The sequence below is a fragment of the Nonomuraea harbinensis genome (assembly GCF_019396385.1).
Taxonomy (GTDB): Bacteria; Actinomycetota; Actinomycetes; order Streptosporangiales; family Streptosporangiaceae; genus Nonomuraea; species Nonomuraea ferruginea.
In genome coordinates this window covers 23831-43610 of the sequence record NZ_JAHKRN010000040.1, presented here as the reverse complement: position 1 = coordinate 43610, position 19780 = coordinate 23831, and the positions used below count along the sequence as shown (strand labels likewise).

Annotated in this window: 16 protein-coding genes; 7 read left to right on the top strand and 9 right to left on the bottom strand. The window is 72.0% G+C overall.

Going from position 1 to position 19780, the window contains the following annotated elements; genetic code table 11:
* Positions 1 to 10 precede the first annotated feature (10 nt).
* The 4 genes from KME79_RS32145 to KME79_RS32130 all read right to left on the bottom strand — a co-directional run bounded on the left by KME79_RS32145 (position 11) and on the right by KME79_RS32130 (position 3455).
* The gene (locus KME79_RS32145; protein ID WP_219548519.1) at positions 11 to 985 is read right to left on the bottom strand and encodes a glycine betaine ABC transporter substrate-binding protein; all 975 of its coding nucleotides are present in this window, start codon (positions 983 to 985) and stop codon (positions 11 to 13) included.
* A gap of 68 nt (positions 986 to 1053) precedes the next feature.
* Entirely contained in the window at positions 1054 to 1821 is a 768-nt protein-coding gene (locus KME79_RS32140) for an ABC transporter permease (protein ID WP_219548517.1), read from the bottom strand.
* The gene (locus KME79_RS32135; protein WP_308249128.1) at positions 1811 to 2815 is read right to left on the bottom strand and encodes an ABC transporter ATP-binding protein; all 1005 of its coding nucleotides are present in this window, start codon (positions 2813 to 2815) and stop codon (positions 1811 to 1813) included. Before KME79_RS32135 ends, KME79_RS32140 begins: the two co-directional genes overlap by 11 nt.
* Positions 2802 to 3455 (bottom strand): ABC transporter permease, encoded by a 654-nt coding sequence (locus KME79_RS32130; RefSeq protein ID WP_219548515.1) that lies wholly within the window; start codon positions 3453 to 3455, stop codon positions 2802 to 2804. Before KME79_RS32130 ends, KME79_RS32135 begins: the two co-directional genes overlap by 14 nt.
* A 106-nt stretch (positions 3456 to 3561) precedes the next feature.
* On the opposite strand from KME79_RS32130, the gene KME79_RS32125 reads away from it, so the two are divergent.
* Both KME79_RS32125 and KME79_RS45560 read left to right on the top strand, forming a co-directional pair.
* The gene (locus KME79_RS32125; RefSeq protein WP_219548513.1) at positions 3562 to 4347 is read left to right on the top strand and encodes an IclR family transcriptional regulator; all 786 of its coding nucleotides are present in this window, start codon (positions 3562 to 3564) and stop codon (positions 4345 to 4347) included.
* Positions 4348 to 4504: 157 nt separating this feature from the next.
* Positions 4505 to 6769: a pectinesterase family protein gene (locus KME79_RS45560; RefSeq protein ID WP_246640778.1), complete on the top strand. Its 2265-nt coding sequence runs from the start codon at positions 4505 to 4507 to the stop codon at positions 6767 to 6769.
* 97 nt (positions 6770 to 6866) lie between these two features.
* Here KME79_RS45560 and KME79_RS32115 read toward each other — a convergent pair whose 3' ends face one another.
* From KME79_RS32115 to KME79_RS32105, 3 genes are read right to left on the bottom strand one after another with little or no spacing between them, the layout of a single operon-like run.
* The gene (locus KME79_RS32115) at positions 6867 to 7136 is read right to left on the bottom strand and encodes a cation:proton antiporter regulatory subunit (protein ID WP_219548511.1); all 270 of its coding nucleotides are present in this window, start codon (positions 7134 to 7136) and stop codon (positions 6867 to 6869) included.
* A complete protein-coding gene (locus tag KME79_RS32110) occupies positions 7025 to 8674 on the bottom strand; it encodes a potassium/proton antiporter (protein WP_219548509.1) in 1650 nt (549 codons plus the stop codon). Before KME79_RS32110 ends, KME79_RS32115 begins: the two co-directional genes overlap by 112 nt.
* A 16-nt stretch (positions 8675 to 8690) precedes the next feature.
* The gene (locus KME79_RS32105; protein ID WP_219548507.1) at positions 8691 to 9977 is read right to left on the bottom strand and encodes an ArsB/NhaD family transporter; all 1287 of its coding nucleotides are present in this window, start codon (positions 9975 to 9977) and stop codon (positions 8691 to 8693) included.
* 224 nt (positions 9978 to 10201) lie between these two features.
* On the opposite strand from KME79_RS32105, the gene KME79_RS32100 reads away from it, so the two are divergent.
* The 5 genes from KME79_RS32100 (at position 10202) to KME79_RS32080 (ending at position 16392) form a co-directional block, all read left to right on the top strand.
* A complete protein-coding gene (locus KME79_RS32100) occupies positions 10202 to 11191 on the top strand; it encodes a HAMP domain-containing sensor histidine kinase (RefSeq protein ID WP_219548505.1) in 990 nt (329 codons plus the stop codon).
* 5 nt (positions 11192 to 11196) lie between these two features.
* Positions 11197 to 11844 (top strand): response regulator, encoded by a 648-nt coding sequence (locus KME79_RS32095; protein WP_246640777.1) that lies wholly within the window; start codon positions 11197 to 11199, stop codon positions 11842 to 11844.
* 84 nt (positions 11845 to 11928) lie between these two features.
* The gene (locus KME79_RS32090; protein WP_219548503.1) at positions 11929 to 12960 is read left to right on the top strand and encodes a LacI family DNA-binding transcriptional regulator; all 1032 of its coding nucleotides are present in this window, start codon (positions 11929 to 11931) and stop codon (positions 12958 to 12960) included.
* Complete coding sequence (locus KME79_RS32085) at positions 12900 to 14972, top strand: beta-galactosidase (protein WP_308249127.1); 2073 nt, start codon at positions 12900 to 12902, stop codon at positions 14970 to 14972. Before KME79_RS32090 ends, KME79_RS32085 begins: the two co-directional genes overlap by 61 nt.
* Positions 14973 to 14979: 7 nt before the next feature.
* Entirely contained in the window at positions 14980 to 16392 is a 1413-nt protein-coding gene (locus KME79_RS32080; protein ID WP_148033322.1) for a GH1 family beta-glucosidase, read from the top strand.
* A 67-nt stretch (positions 16393 to 16459) separates the two neighbouring features.
* On the opposite strand, the gene KME79_RS32075 is transcribed toward KME79_RS32080, so the two are convergent.
* On the bottom strand, positions 16460 to 18940 hold the full coding sequence (locus KME79_RS32075; RefSeq protein WP_219548501.1) for a PEP/pyruvate-binding domain-containing protein: 2481 nt from the start codon (positions 18938 to 18940) through the stop codon (positions 16460 to 16462).
* Between the two features lie 94 nt (positions 18941 to 19034).
* On the bottom strand, positions 19035 to 19763 hold the full coding sequence (locus tag KME79_RS32070) for a TetR/AcrR family transcriptional regulator (RefSeq protein ID WP_219548499.1): 729 nt from the start codon (positions 19761 to 19763) through the stop codon (positions 19035 to 19037).
* Positions 19764 to 19780 lie beyond the last annotated feature (17 nt).

Below are 19780 nucleotides of genomic sequence, written 5' to 3'. Positions count from 1 at the left end.
GGTCGGCCGGTCAGCTGCTGCTGCCCAGGAAGCCGTTCTGCTCCAGCCATTCGGCGGTGACCGTGCCGGGCTCCTTGCCGTCCACGTCGACCTGGGCGTTGAGCGCCTGCATGGTGGCGTCGTCCAGCTTGGCGATGACCGGGTTCAGCACCTGCTCCAGGGCCGGGTGCTTCTTGTACAGGTCGTCCTTGACGGTGACCGCGGCGTTGTAGATCGGGAAGAAGTTCTTGTCGTCCTCCAGCACGGTCAGGTCGAGCGCGGCGATCCGGCCGTCGGTGGTGAACACCTCGCCGAAGTTACATGTCTCGCCCTTGTCCGTCTCGGTGTAGACGACGCCGGTGTCCAGCAGCGCGATCCGGTCCTTGGGCATCTCGAAGTCGTACTTCTTGGTCAGGCCGGGCAGGCCGTCGTCGCGGGTGGAGAACTCGGTCTCGATGCACATCGTGACCTCCTCCGGCTTGGTCTTCGCCAGCTCGGCCACGTCGGAGACCGTCTTGACGCCCAGCTCCTGCGCCTTCTCCGAGCGGATGGCCAGGGCGTAGGTGTTGTTGAGCGGCGTCGGGCCGATCCAGCGGATCTGGTTCTGCTCCAGGTCGGCCTCCGCGGTGGCCTTGAACTGCTCGGCGGAGTCCTGGATCGGCTCGGTCTTCTTCAGGTGCTCGATCCAGCCGGTGCCGGAGTACTCCCAGTAGAGGTCGATCTCACCGGCCTGCAGCGCCTTGCGGTTGGTGACCGTGCCGCCCAGGTTGGTCTTGTCCTCGACCTCGGCGCCGTGCGCCTTGAGCAGCTGCACGGCGATCTTGCCGAGCACGATGTTCTCGGTGAAGTCCTTGGAGCCGACGACGAACGAGGCGCCCTCCAGCTCGGTGCCTGCGCTGGACGCCTCGACGGCGCTTCCGCCGCCACCGCACCCGGCGGCCGCTGTCAGGGTCAGGGCCGCTGCTGCTAGCACGGCGAACTTACGGCGGACGGGGCGGGAAAACACGTGAAAACACCTCTCGCGGTGGGGGCCTTACGAAAAATCGGGATTCGAGGGATGGGAAGTCGGCGGGGTCACATGCCCCGGGGCTTGAGCAGCTTCTCGGCGAGGCTGCCCAGCCAGTCGATGAAGAAGGCGATGCACGCGGTCAGCACGCCGCCGACGATGGTGACGGGCATCCGGTTGAGCTTGAGCCCGTTGATGATCAGTTCGCCCAGCCCGCCCGCGGCCACGAAGGCGCCGAGCGTGGCGACGCCGACGGTCAGCACCAGGGCGGTGCGCAGACCGGCGAGGATGGCGGGCACGGCGAGCTTGAGCTCGACCCGGCGCAGCACCTGGCCCTTGGTCATGCCCATGCCGCGGGCGGACTCGACGAGCGCGGGGTCGATCTGCTGCAGCCCGACCATGGTGTTGCGCAGCACCGGCAGCACGGCGTAGATGACCAGGCCGACCAGCGCCGTCTGGAAGCCCACGCCCAGCACGAACGTGGCCAGCACGAGCAGCCCGATGCACGGCACGGCCTGCCCGAGGTTGCCCGCGGTGAGGATCACCGGGGTGATGAACCGGTTCCTGGAGCGCGAGGCGACGATGCCCAGCGGGACCGCGATGATCACCACGAGGGCGGTGGCCGCCACGGTCATCTGCAGGTGCTCGACCACCTTGGCGACGATCACCTCGCGGTTGAGGCTGCGGCGCTCGATGGAGTCGAGCTCCAGCGTGCTCACCCAGGCGTAGAGGGCGACCAGGACGACGGCGATCGCGGCCGGGGTGAGCACGTGGCGCAGTCCGGAGGCGCGGACGGGCGCGCCGGACCGGCCGATGGCGATCGTGTCAGCGGTCACCGGCCGCCACCTCCTCGTGGCCGGTCTTCGCGCCGTCCGTGCCCACGGCCTCGCACAGCGCGGTGTAGGTGAGCACCCCGGACGGGGTGGCGCACCTGTCGCTGCCGTGGGCGACCATGGTGTCCAGCGCCTCGCGCAGGCTGGTGCCCGCGTCCACCCGCGGCAGCCCGTTGCTCGACGGTACGGGCCCGACGGCCGGCACGTCGTCCACCGTCAGCAGCGCCAGCCGCTTCAGCGTGGCGTCCTGGCCGATGAAGCCGGCCACGTAGTCGTCGGCGGGCGCGGCCAGGATGTTGGCGGGCGTGTCGTACTGGGCGATGTGCGAGCGCTCGCGCAGCACCGCGATGCGGTCGCCGAGCGTGATCGCCTCCTCGAAGTCGTGCGTGACGAAGATGATCGTCTTGCGCAGCTTCTTCTGCAGCTTGGCGAACTCGCTCTGCAGGTGCTCGCGGGTGATCGGGTCGGTGGCGCCGAAGGGCTCGTCCATCAGCATCACCGGCGGGTCGGCGGCCAGCGCGCGGGCCACGCCGACCCGCTGCTGCTGCCCTCCGGACAGCTGGCGCGGGTAGCGGTCGTGGTACGCGCCGGGCTCCAGGTTGACCAGCGAGAGCAGCTCCTCGACCCGGTCCGCGACCTTGGCCGCGGGCCAGCCGAGCAGCTTGGGCACCAGGGCCACGTTCTCGCCCACGGTCAGGTGGGGGAACAGCCCCACCTGCTGGATGGCGTACCCGATGTGCCGGCGCAGCTCGTCGGGGTGCAGGTTGAGCACGTCCTCGCCGCCGATGCGGATCTCCCCGGAGGTGGGCTCCACCAGCCGGTTGATCATCTTCATCGTGGTGGTCTTGCCGCAGCCGGACGGCCCGACGAAGACGACCAGCTCACCGGCCGGGATGTCGAGGTTGACGTTGTCGACCGCTGGAGCCGGCTGCCCCGGGTAGTGCTTGGTCAGCCCCCGCAACTCGATGCGGACGCCTGCGGGATCACGGTCGAACACGAAGCCCCCTAGGGGTGGTCAGCTGGCGGACGGCGAAGAAGAACGCGTCGAAGAGCACCGCGATGACCACGATGCCGAGCGTTCCGGCGAGCGTCGCGTTCAGCGAGTTCACCGAGCCGAGCCTGGCCAGTCCTTCGAAGATCTGGGTGCCGAGGCCGGGGCCGTCGACGTAGGCGGCGATGGCCGCGATGCCGATGAGCATCTGGGCCGAGACCCGGACGCCGGTCAGGATCAGCGGCCAGGCCAGCGGGAGCCGCACCTTCAGCAGCACCCTCGCGGCGCTCAGGCCCATCCCGCGGCCCGCCTCGACGGTGGCGGCGTCGACGCCGTCCAGCCCGGTCACCGTGTTCCTGATGATCGGCAGGAAGGCGTACCCGGTGAGCGCGACGAGCGTGGGCCCCCAGCCGAGTCCGGTGATCGGGATGAGCAGAGTGAGCAGTGCCAGCGAGGGGATGGTGAGGATGCCCGCGGACAGCGCCAGCGAGGCTCCGCGCACCTTGGGCGCCTGGAAACCGAGGAGTCCGATGCCGACGCCCACCACGGTCGCGATGCCGATCGCGATGGCGACGACCAGGGCGTGTTCGGCAGCGGCCAGCGAGAGAGTCCCCCATCGAGAGACCACGTACTCGCCGAAAGTCATGAAAGAACCGCCTTCGCTTACTCTTGCACTGGCATGTAAACGTATGACCGTGTTGCGGTGATTGCAAAATCTGTTGCACTTAGCGCAACACCATTGTTATGAACGGATGAGCATGACCGAGAGGCCGGCAGTGTCGTCGGCGGGTCTCCGCCGAGACCTGGAGATCCTTGACGTTCTCGCTGGTCACGGCGCTGAACGTGACGCCGAGGGATTCGGCGTGAGCTGGATCGCGCAACGCCTGGGGCGGGAGAAGAGCCAGGTGTCACGGGCGCTGCGCGCACTGGAGGCCGAGGGCATGGTCGAACGCGACCCGCTGACCCGTCGCTACCGGCTCGGCTGGCGGCTGTTCGCGCTCGCGGCCCGCACCCAGCAGGCCCGGCTGGCACAGATGGCGGCGCCGTGCCTGCGGCGGCTGGCGTCCACCTTCGACGAGGACACCCACCTGTGCGTGCTCCGCGGCGAGCAGGTGCTCACCCTGTTGTCGGCCCCCTCGTCACGGGCGTACCACCGGGTCTGGGAAGGCGTCGCGGTGCCGGTTCTCATGGCGGGCGCGGGGCGGGCGCTGCTCGCCGACTGGCACCAGGACCACGTGCGCGAGCTGCTGCACGCCTCCCTGCCGGGCGGCCTGGACTCGGCGATCGCCGACGAGGAGCAGTGGCTCGCCGACCTGGCGCACGTCCGGGAGTTCGGGTACGTGGTGAGCGCGGTCGAGCTGGACGACCTCCCCGGGGGCATCACGGCCCCGGTGCGCGACCACCGCCGCCTCATCGTCGCGGCCATCAGCATGTCGCTGACCCGCGTGCCCCCGGAGTCGCGCCTGGAGGAGATGGGCAAGGTGGTGGCGGAGTCGGCCCAGGAGCTGTCCGCCGCCCTCGGTTACCCGCGGCCCTAGCGTCACCGGCCCCCGCGTCCGCGCGGGGGCTTTGTCGCGCCTTGACTGCAACCGCTTGCCGCAGCAACAGTGCAGTTTTACTAGGAACCATTGACGTTTCAGGAGAGCTACGTCAACGTTTCGTGCAACCGATTGCCACCCTCACGAGAGGTTGCGCATGCGACTTCTGTCACTCCCCCCGGTGATCGCCGTCATGATCATCGCGGCGGCCGCCCCCGCCGCCGCCGCTCCCCCGCCCAGGAGCGTCATCGTGGTCGCCGCCGACGGCTCCGGCGACCACACCACCGTGCAGGACGCCGTGGACGCCGTGCCCTCCGGCAACGCCAGGCCGGTGACCGTCCTCGTCCGCGAGGGCACCTACAAGCAGCAGGTCGTCATCCCCGCCGACAAGCCGCACATCACCCTCGCAGGAGACACCGACGACCCCGCCAAGGTGGTGCTGACCTTCGACGCCGCCGCCACGATCCAGCGGCCCGACGGCTCCGGGCCGTACGGCACCTCGGGCAGCGCCTCGTACGTGATCAGCGCGCCCGACTTCACCGCCCGCGACCTCACGTTCGAGAACTCCTACGACGAGGCCGCGCACGGCCCCAGCCAGGCCGTCGCCGTCCGCACCACCGGCGACCGGCAGGTGTACGACAACGTCCGGTTCATCGGCAACCAGGACACGCTCTACGCCAACACCGAGAGCGCGGGCGCGACCGCCCGGCAGTACTTCCACGACTGCTACGTGGAAGGCGACGTGGACTTCATCTTCGGCCGGGCCACCGCCGTCTTCGACCGGTGCGTCATCAAGGCACTGGACCGGGGCGACGCCGCCAACAACGGCTACGTCACCGCCGCGAGCACCGAGGTGGCCAACCCGTACGGGTTCCTGATCCACCGCAGCCACCTGGTCAGCGACGCCCCCGCCGGGACGTACCACCTGGGCCGGCCGTGGCCGGCGGGCGGGTCGCCGACGGCGCGCGGGCAGGTGCTCGTCCGCGAGTCGTGGCTGGGCCAGCAGTTCAAGGACGCCCCGTGGACCGACATGTCGGGCCTGAGCTGGCGGGACGCGCGCCTGTCCGAGTACCGCAACCACGGCCCCGGCGCCACCGCCGGCGAGGACCGGCCGCAGCTCTCCACCCGGGACGCCGCCCGCCTCACTCCTCACCACTACCTGAGGGGCCGCGACGGCTGGAACCCCGTCCGCCACCACCACGACCGGCCCGACCCGTACCGGCTGGGCCGCGAGACGCTCGGCGAGAAGGACGGCTGGGCGGCGGCCGGCACCGGCACCACGGGCGGTTCCGCCGCCCGCCCGGAGGACGTGCACGTCGTCTCCACCAGGGCCGGGCTGATCGCCGCGCTCGGCGCGCCGGCCGACAACCGGCCGCGGATCGTGTACGTGAAGGGCGCGATAGACGCCGACACCGACGCCGCGGGCAACCCGCTGACCTGTGCGGACTACGCCGTCGGCGGCTACAGCCTGGAGGCGTACCTGGCCGCCTACGACCCGGCCGTGTGGGGCCGCTCCAGCCCGCCGTCAGGGCCGCTGGAGGACGCGCGCCGCGCCTCGTACAACGCCATGAGCGAGTACGTGAGCATCGCGGTCGGCTCCAACGTCACCCTGGCCGGCCTGGGGCGCGACGCCGCGCTGAAGAGCTTCGGCCTGCGGATCAGGAACGCCGACAACGTGATCGTGCGCAACCTCACGATCAGCGACACGGCCGACTGCTTCCCGCAATGGGACCCGACGGACGGCGAGGAGGGCAACTGGAACGCCTCCTTCGACAACGTCGAGATCTCCGGCTCGACCCACGTGTGGCTGGACCACAACACGCTGAACGACGGCGACAACCCGGACGCGAACCAGCCGCTGTACTTCGGCCGGCCGTACCAGGTGCACGACGGGCTGCTCGACGTGGTGCGCGGCTCGAACTACGTGACCCTGTCGTGGAACCACCTGAGCGACCACGACAAGGTGACGCTGATCGGCAACACCGACAACCCCGCTTCGTACCAGGAGGCGGACAAGCTGAAGGTGACCGTGCACCACAACTACTTCGAAGGGCTCGGCCAGCGGACCCCGCGGGTGCGCTTCGGCCAGGTGCACGTCTACAACAACTACTTCACGGGTGGCGGCCCGTACGTGTACAGCATCGGCGTCGGCTTCCAGTCGCAGGTGTACGCGAACGCCAACGCGTTCGACGGCATCGCCGCCGAGAAGGTGCTGACCGTGTTCAAGGGCACCGCCATCACCGCGAAGGACAACCTGGTCGACGGCCGGCCGGTCGATCTGGTCGCCGCCCACAACGCCGCCGCCGGCGCGAGCCTCGGCGGTGACGCCGGCTGGACGCCGGCCCTGTACACCCGCGTCCACCCGCCGCGGGCGCTGCGCGCCCTGGTTCCCGCCGGTGCGGGCGCGGGACGCATCCGCTGAAACCTGCCACGCGCTGGTCTGCGTGACCGGCCGCGCAGCGGATGCGCGGCCGGGAGGGCCCGCCTGACCCGGGCCCTCCCGGCCGGACCGGCCGCCGTCAACGGCCGGCGGCCAGCTCCGCCAGGCGGCGCTCGATCGCGGCCAGCCGGTCGTCGAGCGACCGGCTGTGCAGCAGCTCGGCGAGCCGGTCGGCTTCGTCGGGCTCCAGCTCGGCCGTGCGGCCGACGTCGTCGGAGTCGTTCTCGCCGTAGAAGGTCAGCGCGCGTCGGCCGTCGTGGTAATCGATGAAGGCGAGCCGGTCACCTCTTCTGGTTCTGATCTGGTAAATGTGGCCGGTTCCGGGGACCGTCGCCGGTGTGATCTCCATCTCCCTCTGCCTCCGTTGTTCTTGTGGGGTCGGTCGGGTCTGGGGTCCGGATCGCCGCTCTCGCCGTGCCAGCGGGCCAGCCGGCCGCGGCGGCCGACGGCTCGCAGGCGCCGCTCGACCTCGTCGCGGGTGCGGGAGGTGGCGACGATCAGCAGCTGGTCGCCCTCGTACAGCCGGGACTCTGGAAGGGGCACGAGCGCGGAGCTGCCGCGGATGACCAGGCTGATGACCGCCGGACGGGGCAGACGCAGCTCCGACACCTCCACCCCGTGCAGCATCGATCCTTCGGGGACGGAGACCGTGAGCAGCTCGGCGTCGAGCACGTCGAGCGGCGCCGACTCGATGTCCACCTCCCGGGCCTCCTCCGGCCTGACCAGGCCGAGCAGGCGGGTGATCCCGAGCAGGGCGGGCCCCTGGATCAGGGTGAACACCACGACCAGCACGAAGACGATGTGCAGCAGGTCGAGCGCGCCGGGCACCTGGGCCACGATCGGGAACGTCGTCAGCACGATCGGCACCGCCCCGCGCAGCCCCGCCCAGGAGATGAACGCCTGCTCGCGCCAGGGCACCCGGAACGGCACCAGGCACAGGAGCACCGAGACCGGCCGGGCCACCAGCAGCAGGAAGGCGCCGATGACGAGCGCCGGCAGCAGCGCGTGGAGCAGCTCGCTCGGGTCGACCAGCAGGCCGAGCATGACGAACAGCCCGATCTGCGCGAGCCAGCCCGCGCCCTCGGCGAAGGACCGGGTGGCGGCCCGGTGCGGCAGCACGGCGTTGCCGAGCACGATCCCCGACAGGTAGGCGGCGATGATGCCGGAGGCGTTGGCCGCGCCCGCCGCGGCGAAGGCGCAGATGCCGAAACCGAAGGAGGCCAGCGGGTACAGCCCGGTGGCGGGCAGCGCCACGTAGCGCAGCGTCACCACGCCGACCAGGGCCACGCCCAGACCGATGAGCGCGCCCGTGGTGATCTGGTAGACCATCTGCCCGCCGATGGCGAACGGGCCGGGCAGTCCACCGGAGGCGCTGAAGACCAGCACCAGGATCACGGTGGGCGCGTCGTTGAAGCCGGACTCGGCCTCGACCATGCTGGCCAGCTTGCGCGGCAGCGGCAGCGACCGCAGCACGGCGAAGACCGCCGCCGCGTCGGTGGACGACACGATGGCGCCGAGCAGCAGCGCGAGCTGCCAGTCCATGCCCAGCAGGTAGTGCGCGCCCGTGGCGGTCACGAGCACGCTGATGACCACGCCGGCGGTGGCCAGCATGGCCGAGGGGGCGAGCAGCCGGCGGACGTCGGCCCACCGGGTGCTCAGCCCGCCCTCGACCAGGATGACGGCCAGCGCCGTCGTTCCCAGGGTCTGGGCGAGCTGGGCGTCGTCGAAGGGGATGCCCAGCACGTCCTCCCCGACCAGGACGCCCAGCCCGAGGAACAGCAGGAGGCTGGGCAGGCCGAGGCGGGCTGCGGTGCGCGCCGCGGCGATGCTGGCGAGCAGCACCAGGCCGCCCACCAGCAACACCATGTACAGCTGCGGCAACGTCATCGTCGCCCCTCCTCACTCAGACGAAATAGCGCAGCCAGACGTAGAGCCAGGCCATTGCTGTGCTGATCGCCGTGACGAGGATGCCGTACTTGGTGAACTGCCAGAACGTGATCTTGTGGCCGGAGCGGGCAGCCAGGCCGATGGCGACCACGTTCGCGCTGGCCGCCACCGCGGTGCCGTTGCCGCCGAAGTCCGCGCCCAGCGCGAACGCCCACCACAACGCCTGCCCGGTGTCAGGATCGGGAGCCTGCGCGACCAGCCCTTCCACGATAGGTGCCATGGTGGCCACATAGGGGATGTTGTCGAAGAACGCGCCGAGGATCGCCGAACCCCAGACCAGCGCGGTCGCCGCGCCGAAGAAGTTGTCGCCGACAGCCTCGACCGCCCAGACGCCGATGGTCTCGATGACCCCGGTGTGCACGAGCCCGGCGACCATGACGAACAGGCCGATGAAGAAGACCAGCGTCGGCCACTCGACCTCGGCCATGACCTCGGACGTCTCGGCCCGCGCCACCAGCATCATCACGCCCGCGCCGACCAGCGCCACGATGGACGGCTCGACGTGCACGATGGCGTGCAGCCCGAACCCGACGATCACCAGGGCGAGTACGATCATGCACCGGACCAGGAGCTTCGGGTCCGTGATGGCCCGCTTCTCCTGCAGCTTCATCACTTCGGCGACCCGGTCGGGGTTGTACTGGAACGACTTCCTGAACATCACCCGCGTCAGCAGCAGGAAGGCCACGAAGACCACCACGACGATGGGCGACATGTGCACGAGGAAGTCGTTGAAGGTCAGGCCCGCGCGGCTGCCGATGATGATGTTCGGCGGGTCGCCGATGAGGGTGGCCGCGCCGCCGATGTTGGAGGCGAGCACCTCGGCGATGATGTAGGGCTGGGCTGGGATGTCAAGACGTTCACACACCATCAACGTCACCGGCACGACCAGCATGATCGTGGTGACGTTGTCAAGGAAGGGGGAGGCGATCGCGGTGATGGCCATGAGCATCACCATCAGCCGGTAGGGCTTCCCCTGCGACTTCTTCGCGGCCCAGATGGCCAGGAAGTCGAAAAGTCCCGTCTGTTTGATGATCCCCACGATGATCATCATGCCGAGCAGCAGGAAGATGACGTTCCAGTCGATGCCCTCATGCTCGGAGTAGAAGACTTCCGCGCCGGGGATCAGCCCGAGCACCGCCATGATGCCGGCGGCCACGAGCACCACCTTGACCTTGTTCACCTTCTCGGTGGCGATGAAGTAGTAGGCCACCACGAAGACGGTCAGGGCGATGACACCGCTCATCGGGCGTGCCCCGGCGGGCCGGTGCGAGCCGGACGGCAAACGGGCAACAGATACGGTGCAGATATGGCGGGATGTCTCATGGTTTCCAGTTTCGGTAACGGACCGGTAACCACGCCATCGGGTCTGACACCCATCTCCGGTGGGGGAAACCATGTAGGCACGCACAAGGAGATGGGTGCTGCTACGGATGGACACGCACGCCGTCCGGCGGCGACTCTGAGGATATGAAAGAGCGACGTCCGGTATCCGCCCGCTCACCTGCGCAGGCGCTGTTCCGGCGGCTCATCGTGATCAACGGCCTGGTGTTCACGGTCGGCACGCTGGTCCTGGCGGTGTCACCCGCCACGGTGTCCGCGCCGGTGCTGCTCACCGAGATCCCGGTGCTGACGATCGGCCTGGCGCTGATGCTGAGCGCCAACGCGGTGCTGCTGCGCCGCAGCCTGGCCCCGCTGGTGGCGCTCACCGCGCTCATGCAGCGGGTCGACCTGCTGCGCTCCCGCGACCGGCTCGCCGAGAGCGGCAACGGCGACCTGACCGACGTGGTGGCGACCTTCAACGCGATGCTGGACCGGCTGGAGGCCGAGCGCAGCACCGCCGCCGCGCACGCGCTGGCCGCCCAGGAGGGCGAGCGGCAGCGCATCGCCCGCGAGCTGCACGACGAGATCGGCCAGAGCCTGACGGTGGTGCTGCTCGGCCTCAAGCGCGCCGTCGACCTCGCGCCGGAGGAGCTGCGCGAGGAGCTGCACAACATCCAGGAGACGGTACGGGGCAGCCTGGACGAGGTGCGCCAGGTCGCCAGGCGGCTGCGCCCGGGGATGCTGGAGGACCTGGGGCTGATCGCCTCGCTGAACGCGCTGGCCGCCGACTTCGGCGAGATGTCCGACGCCCACGTCACCCGCCGCCTGGAGTCGCACCTGCCGGAGCTGGGCGAGGAGGCCGAGCTGGTGGTCTACCGCATCGCGCAGGAGGGGCTGACCAACGTGGCCAGGCACGCCAGGGCGACCAAGGTCGAGCTCTCGCTCTGCCGCCGGCCGGACGGCGTGGTGCTGAAGATCGCCGACAACGGCCGGGGCGGCCCGATGACCGAGGGCACGGGCGTACGCGGCATGCGTGAGCGCGCGCTGCTGATCGGCGCCCGCTTGACCATCACCAGCCCACCGGGCGGCGGAACGACCGTGCGGCTGGCCATACCGGTCCGGCCGGAAAGGAACTGATCAGGTTGGAACGGACCCGCATCCTGCTCGCCGACGACCACGCCCTCGTACGGCGTGGGCTGCGGATGATCCTGGACGCCGAGCCCGACCTCGTCGTGGTCGCCGAGGCCGGCAACGGCGCGGAGGCCGTCGAGCTGGCCGGCGAGGGAGTCGACCTGGCCATCCTCGACATCGCCATGCCGCGCATGACCGGCATCCAGGCGGCGCGCGAGATCTCCCGGCGCGCCCCCGAGGTGCGCCTGCTGATGCTGTCCATGTACGACAACGAGCAGTACCTGTTCGAGTCGCTGAAGGCCGGGGCGTCCGGCTACGTGCTCAAGTCGGTGGCCGACCGCGACCTGTTGGAGGCGTGCCGCGCGGCGATGCGCGGCGAGCCCTTTCTCTACCCGGGCGCGGTGACCGCGCTCATCCGCGACTTCCTGCAGCGCGACACCCGGGGCGAGGAGCTGCCGGGGAGCCTGCTCACGCCGCGCGAGGAGGAGATCGTCAAGCTCATAGCCGAGGGCCACTCGTCCAAAGCGATAGCGGACATGCTGGTGATCAGCATCAAGACGGTCGACCGGCACCGCGCCAACGTGCTGGCCAAACTGGGCATGCGCGACCGGCTGGAGCTGACCCGGTACGCGATAAGAGCGGGTCTCATAGAGCCCTGAGCTCCCGCCCGTTGACATCCCGACAAACCGCCCCATACGTTTTGCGAAACGTTTCGATCCGCGTCCTGCAGGAACCGGAGGGGCATGACCTCGTTGCGCGACGTGGCCGAGCGCGCCCAGGTGGCCGTCAGCACGGTCTCCGCCGCGCTCAACGGGACCCGTCCGGTGAAGGCGGAGACCAAGCGCCGCATCGAGCGGGCCGCGGCCGAGCTGGGCTACCGGCCCAACCTGCTGGCCCGCGGCCTGGTGTCCAAGCGGACCCGCATCCTGGCACTGCTGTTCCCCCCGCCCGGCAGCGGGTTCGGGCTGACCGAGATGCAGTTCGCGACCGGAGCCGCCGAGGCCGCCGCCGAGCTGGGCTACCACCTGCTGCTGTCGCCCGAGAGCGCCGACCCGGTGGAGGAGCTGCGCTACCTGACCGGGATGGGCCTGGTCGACGGGGTGCTGCTGATGGAGGTCCGGCTGGCCGACGAGCGGACGGACTTCCTGCTGGAGTCGGGCACGCCGTTCGCCATGATCGGCCGTACCCGGGAGCCCGGCTCACTCGACTACGCCGACATCGACTTCGCCCGCACCGCCAGGGACGCCGTCGCGCACCTGGCCGGGCTGGGCCACCGGGCCATCGCCTTGCTGAACCACTCCACCGGCGCCTACTCCCCCGGGTACGGGCCCGCCGTCCGGGCCGGCGAGGAGTTCGCGGCCGCGGCGCGCGAGGCCGGCCTGTGGTACGCGGGCGACGTGCGCGCCGACACGGCCGGCGAGGGCCGGCTCGCCTTCGAGCGGCTGATGGCCGAGCACCCCGAGGTGACGGCGGTGGCCGCGATGAGCGACCAGGCGGCGGTCGGCGTGCTCCAGGCGGTCGAGGAGCGCGGCTGGCGCGTCCCCGGTGACCTGTCGCTCCTGCTGGCCAGCGCCTCGGCCCGGGTGGCGGAGATGTTCCGGCCCCGGCTGACCACGCTGGAGCCGCCCGGGGCCGAGCTGGGCAGGCTGGGCGCCCGCATGCTCATCGACCGGCTGGAGTCCCCCGGCTCGCCGCCGGCGCAGCGCCTGGTGCCGTGCCGGCTGGTGATCGGCGACAGCTCGGCGCCGCCGCGCGGGAGCGGGGCCGCGCGGTGAGTCCCGGCCTGCGCGACCTGACCCGGCGGCACGGGCTGCTGTTCGGCGGCGACTACAACCCCGAGCAGTGGCCGGAGGAGGTCTGGGCCGAGGACGTCCGGCTGATGCGGGAGGCCGGGGTCAACCTGGTCACGGTCGGCGTGTTCAGCTGGGCGCGGATCGAGCCGGAGCCGGGCGTCAGGGACTTCGGCTGGCTGGACCGGGTGCTCGACCTGCTCGCCGGGGCTGGCGTCGCGGTGGACCTGGCCACGCCCACCGCCTCGCCGCCGCCCTGGCTGGGGCACCGGTGGCCGGAGACGCTGCCGGTGGACGAGTCGGGGCACCGGCTCTGGTACGGCTCGCGCAACCAGTTCTGCCCGTCCTCGCCGGTCTACCGGGAACGGGCGCTGGCCCTGGTGGAGGACCTGGCCGGCCGCTACGCCGGGCATCCGGCGCTGGCCATGTGGCACGTGGGCAACGAGTACGGGCAGGTGTGCCACTGCGACACCACCGCCGAGGCGTTCCGTACCTGGTTACGGGAGCGGCACGGCGACCTCGGCGCGCTGAACGACGCGTGGGGCACGGCCTTCTGGAGCCAGCGTTACAGCGCCTGGGAGGAGGTGCTGCCGCCCCGGCGCGCTCCTTACCTGGTCAACCCGGCGCAGCGGCTCGACTTCCGGCGGTTCTGCTCCGACGCGCTGCTCGCGCATTTCAGGGCCGAGCGCGACGTGCTGCGCGCCCACACCCCGGACATCCCGGTCACCACGAACTTCATGGGGTTCTTCAACCTCGTCGACTACTGGTCGTGGGCGCCCGAGGAGGACGTCGTCTCCGACGACTGGTACCCGGACCCGGCCGACCCGCTGTCCCACGTGCGGGCCGCGCTCACGCACGACCTGATGCGCTCGCTCGCCGGCGGGCCGTGGATGCTCATGGAGCAGGCGGTCTCCGCCGTGAACTGGCGGCCGCACAACCTGCCCAAACCACCCGGACAGCTGCGGCTGGAGTCCTTCCAGGCCGTGGCGCGCGGCGCGGACGGGCTCTGCTACTTCCAGTGGCGGGCCTCCCGCTCCGGCTCCGAGCGCTTCCATTCGGCGATGGTCCCGCACGCCGGGCCGGACACGCGGCTGCATCGCGAGGTGCTCGCGCACGGCGCGGAGCTGCGCGCGCTCGCCGGGGTGGCGGGCACGCGGGTGCCCGCGCGGGTGGCGCTGGTGTTCGACTGGCCGAGCTGGTGGGCGGCGACCGAGCGCGGCCTGCCCAGCGACCGGCTCGACCCGGTGGAGGAGCTGTTCCGCTACTACCGGCCGTTCTGGGAGCGCGGGGTGAGCGTGGACCTCGCCCCGCCCTCGGCCGACCTCTCCGGCTACGCGCTGGTGGTGGCCCCCAGCCTGTTCCTGCTCGGCGAGGACGACGCGGCGTCGCTGACCTCGTACGTGCGCGGCGGCGGGACTCTCGCGGTCGGCCCCTTCTCCGGGATCGCCGACCGGGACGCGCGCGTCCACCGGGGACGGTTCCCCGCGCCGCTGCGTGAGGTGCTGGGCCTGTCCGGCGAGGAGTGGCTGCCCGTGCCGGAGGACCGGGCGGTGCCCTGCGCGTGGACGGACGGCGGCGCGTTCACCGCCCGCCTCTGGACCGAGCTGGTACGGGCCGAGGGCGCCGAAGCGGTCGCCGTCTTCGCCGGGAGCGGGGATCCGGCGGTGCTGCGGCACCCCTGCGGCGCGGGCACCGCGTGGTACGTGGCCACGCGGCCCGAGCACGACGCGCTCGCCACGCTGGCCGGGCGCCTGCTCGCCGACGCGGGCGTCACCGGCGCGCTGCCCGGCCCGCCGCCGCCCGGCGTCGAGGCGGTCCGGCGCGGCCCCGCGCTCTTCCTCCTCAACCACGGCGACGGAACCGCCCGCGTGCCGATCCCCGGCCCCGCGCGGGACCTGCTGACCGGAGCCGTCGTGGACGGCGCGGTCACCCTGGCCCCCCGGGAGGCCGTCGCCCTGCAGAGCCCGGAGCACGAAGCATCGAACACTGAGGAGTGACTCCCCGATGACAACCTTCCCCGACGACTTCCTGTGGGGCACGGCCACGGCCGCCTACCAGGTCGAGGGCGCCTGGAACGAGGACGGCCGCGGGCCGTCGATCTGGGACACCTTTTCCCACACGCCCGGCCTGGTGACCGGCGGCGACACCGGCGACCTGGCGTGCGACCACTACCACCGGCTGGAGGAGGACCTGGACCTCCTCGCGGCGCTGGGCGTCGGCGCCTACCGCTTCTCCATCTCCTGGCCGCGCGTGCTGCCCGGCGGCGGCGACCGGGTGAACCAGGCCGGGCTGGACTTCTACCGGCGGCTGGTCGACGGACTGCTGACCAGGAACATCGCCCCGGTGGCCACCCTGTACCACTGGGACCTGCCGCAGGAGCTGGAGGACGCGGGCGGCTGGCCGAACCGCGACACCGCGTACCGGTTCGCCGAGTACGCGCGGCAGACGGGCGAGGCGCTCGGCGACGGCGTGCGCACCTGGATCACGCTCAACGAGCCGTGGTGCTCGGCCTACCTCGGCTACGGCTCCGGCGTGCACGCCCCCGGCCGCACCGATCCGGCCGCGGCGCTGGCCGCCGTGCACCACCTGAACCTGGGCCACGGGCTGGCCGCCCGCGCGCTGCGCGAGGTGGTCGACCCGGCCGCCCAGGTGTCGGTCACGCTCAACCTGCACCACGCGCGCGGCGTCTCCGAGCAGGACGCGGAGGCGGTGCGCCGGGTGGACGCGCTGGCCAACCGGGCCTTCCTCGGCCCGATGCTGGACGGCGCCTACCCGCGCGACCTCATCGACGACACCGCCTCGGTCACCGACTGGTCGTTCGTCAAGGACGGCGACGAGGCGACCGCCGCCGCGCCGATCGAGGTGCTGGGCGTCAACTACTACAACCCGATCCTGGTGCGGCAGTGGGACGGGACCAGCGCCCGCGACACGGCCGACGGGCACGCGGACGGCGCGGCCTCACCGTGGATCAACTGCGCGGACGTCGAGTTCGTCCAGCAGCCCGGACCGTACACCGAGATGGGCTGGAACATCGACGAGACCGGCCTGACGGAGTTGCTGCTGCGGCTGCGCCGCGACTACCCGTCGCTGCCCGTCATGATCACCGAGAACGGCGCGGCCTTCCCCGACGAGGTCTCCGCCGACGGCCGCGTGCACGACGACGACCGGATCGACTACCTGCGCCGCCACCTGACGGCGGTGGCCGAGGCGATCGAGGGCGGCGCGGACGTGCGCGGCTACTTCCTGTGGTCGCTGATGGACAACTTCGAGTGGGCCCACGGGTACGGCAAGCGCTTCGGCATCGTCCGTGTGGACCGCGACACCATGGAGCGCACCTGGAAGGACAGCGCCCGCTGGTACCACGACGTGGTGGCGGCCAACGCGCTCCCCGCCGAGGCGGCCTCCCCGGCGTCGTAGGCACTATCAGCAAGGGCATCGGCCGCCGCGTCGCGGGAGCGCTCCCGCGACGCGGCGGGCCGGGCCGTCAGGTCAGGACCTCGACGGTGCCGCGCTCGCCGTCCACGCGGACGCGGTCGCCGTCGCGCAGCCGCATCGTGGCGTTGCCCGTGCCCACCACGGCGGGGATGCCCAGCTCCCTGGCCACGATCGAGGCGTGCGACAGCGGCGCCCCCATGTCCGTCACCACCGCCGCCGCCCTCGGGAACAGCGGCGTCCAGCCCACGTTGGTCAGCGTCGTCACCAGGATCTCGCCCGGCCTGAGCCGGTCGCCGTCCTCCGGCCCGCCGATCAGCCGGGCCACGCCCTCGACCACCCCGGGGGCGCCGGGGAAGCCGGTGACCGTGTCCTGGGGCGGGACGCCGCCGCGCGCGTCGAACAGGTCGGCGCGCCGGTCGGGGCCGGCTGCCCAGCGCACCGGGTCGAACGGGCCGACGATCAGCGCCGGGTAGGCGGGCAGCGCGGCGTAGCGCTCGTAGGTGGCGCGCCGCACGGGCACCTCGGCCAGCGGGCCGGTGTCGCCGCGCAGCACCGCGGCGATCTCCTCCCGGTCCAGGAAGAACAGCTCGTCGCCGCGCCCGGTCAGCTCCCCGGCGCGCAGCACGTACGCGCGCACCACCCAGAACGCGCGGACGACCTCCGAGCGGGCGGTCTCCCGGTCGCGCACCACCGCGTTCCAGCGCCGCACCTTCTCCCACATCCCGGCGACCTTGCGCGGGTGACTCCGGGCGAACCTGGCCCACGCCGCGCCGGCCGCCTCGCGCTGGCGCTCCAGCAGCGTCCCGGTGTCCTCGGGCAGGTCGCGCAGCCCGGCGAGCTGGGCGTCGAGCCAGGCCGGGTCCTCGCCCGGACGCGGCATCGAGATCTCGAACTCGTGCGGGCCCCGATGCCCGTGGCGGCGGGCGAACTCCTCGCGGGTGATCTCGCCTCTGGCGACCTTGCCGAGCCCGGTGAGCAGGCCGAGGCTGGCCAGCTCGCCGTCGGCGTTCACGCCGGTGAGCATGGCGTCGGCGTCCACCTCGCCCGCCAGCTTGCGCAGCCGCACGCGGGTGAGCACCAGCGCCGCGCCGCCCTGCCGCCCGGCGGCCTCCAGCATCCGGCAGGCGGTGACGAGGTACGGCAGGATCTCGCGCTCCCCCAGCTCCGCCAGCTCGGGCCCGGAATCGACGGCGGCGATCCGGGCGCGCAGCTCGCCGGCGCGCTCCGGCGCCTCGGCCAGGAACGCCCGCATGCCCTTGAGGTTGCGGCGCACCCGCCTGCGCACCTCGACGGCCACCGGCAGGACCCGCCTGAACAGCTCCCAGCGGGACACGTCGAGCAACGGCACGTCCAGCCCGGCCGGGACCTTGCCGAACACCTCCTCCAGCGCGCTGAGCCGGGACTGGAGCCCGAAGGCGTGGGCCACGGAGTAGGCGATGCTCAGGTTCATGTAGAACCGGCCGCCGATGTTGCCCACCAGGCGGAACCCGGGCAGCGTGGACGCGTACATGGCCTCGCGGATGAAGAGCCGCACGAACGACCAGGTGGCGGGCGTCATCACGTCGGGAATGGCCTCCCCCAGGTTGCCCCCGCTCCACAAGTGGCCGCCCTCGGCCGCGTCGTTCCACTCCTCGTAGCGCTGCCCGAGCGCGGTGATCGGGCGCGCCTGGAGGATGGCGAACGCGCCGTCGCGCCTGGCCCACTCCACGTCCATCGGCGTCCCGTACAACTCCTCGACGCGCGCGCCGAGCGCGGCGAGCTCGACCGCCTGCCGCTCGTCCAGCACGGGCGCGCGGCGCAGCTCCGCGGGGACGGGCCGCTCGCGGGTGCCGTCCCCGGTGCGCACGGTCATGACGGCCTTGTCACCGGTACGGGAGCGCGTGACCCGCCCCTGCGAGACCACCACCGTGTCGGGGGTGACCTGGCCGCCGACGACCGCCTCGCCGAGACCCCAGGCGGCGTCGATCACGGTCTCGTCCCGGGCCCCGGTGACGGGGTCGGCGGTGAACATCACGCCCGCCGCGTCGGCGTCCACCAGCTCCTGCACCACCACGGCGAGCGCCACCTCGGCGTGCGGGACCCGGTTGTGGTCGCGGTAGGCGATGGCGCGGGCGTTCCAGAGGGAAGCCCAGCAGCGCCTGACCGCGTCGAGGAGCGTGTCGGCCCGGACGTTCAGGTACGTGTCCTGCTGGCCGGCGAACGACATGTCCGGCAGGTCCTCGGCGGTGGCCGACGAGCGCACCGCCACCGGGGCCCCGACCGCCTCGTAGGCGGCCAGGATCTCGGCGGCCAGGTCGCCCGGCACGTCCCGGGCGGCGAACAGTCCGGCGATGCGCTCGGCGTCGCCGGCCTCGGCGGCTTCGAGGATCTCGTCCCGGAAGCCGGCGGTGAACGCGCGGTAGGCCTCTGTGGTGACGACGAACCCGCCGGGCACCGGCAGCCCCGCCCCGGCCAGCCGCGCCAGCGAGGCGCCCTTGCCCCCGGCCGTGGCGAGATCACCCGCGGCGTCGAGCGGGATAACAGCCTTCATCACGCCTCCTTGGGTTCAGGAAGCCCGCGCCGGGCGGTCTTCGCCAGCTCGGGAAGGGCCGCGCCAGTCAGTCCGCGACGGGCGGTCTTCTTCATCACGTCTCCTTCGGCTCGGGGAGGGCCGCGACGCCGAGGGAGCCGGCGAGCTTGCGGCAGGCGATCTCCTCGATGGCGTCGAGGCAGGCGCGGGTGGCGCGGGCGACGCCCGGATCCGGAGGCGCGCCGGTGCCGAGCGTCCGGCCGACGGCGTCGGCGACCAGCTCGGCGACGCGCTCGTCCGGCAGCCGCCACTCCTCAGGCCGCATCCCCTGGGGGACCAGGAACCCGTACAACAGCGCCGTGACCAGGGCGAGCCCTTCGTCGGCGCCGAGGTCGGAGCGGACGGCGCCGAGCGCGGCCAGCTCGTCCAGGTAACGGTCGAAGGCGGCGGCGCCCTCGGTGGCGCCGCCGCTCTCCAGCTTCTGCCGGGTCAGCTTGCCGAGCATCTGGGAGTCGCCGACCACGGCCGCCCGCGTCAGCGGCCGGCGCAGCAGCGCCGTGGTCAGCGCGCCGATCAGCTCGGGCAGGGTGCCGGGCGCCGCCGCGCGCACCTGCCGCACCATGCGCACCCGGTCGCGGCGGAGCAGCGCGACGAAGAGCGCGTCGCGGGTCTTCCAGTGCAGGTAGATCGTGCCCTTGGCGACACCCGCCGCGCGGGCCACGTCCTCGATGGTCGTCTTGTCGTACCCCCAGCGCAGGATCAGCTCGGCGGCGGCGTCGAGGATCCGGTGCGCCCGCTCCAGCTGGCGGGCCGGGTCCTGCGGCGGCCGTCCTGGTCTGGCCATCCGTTCCCCCAAATGTT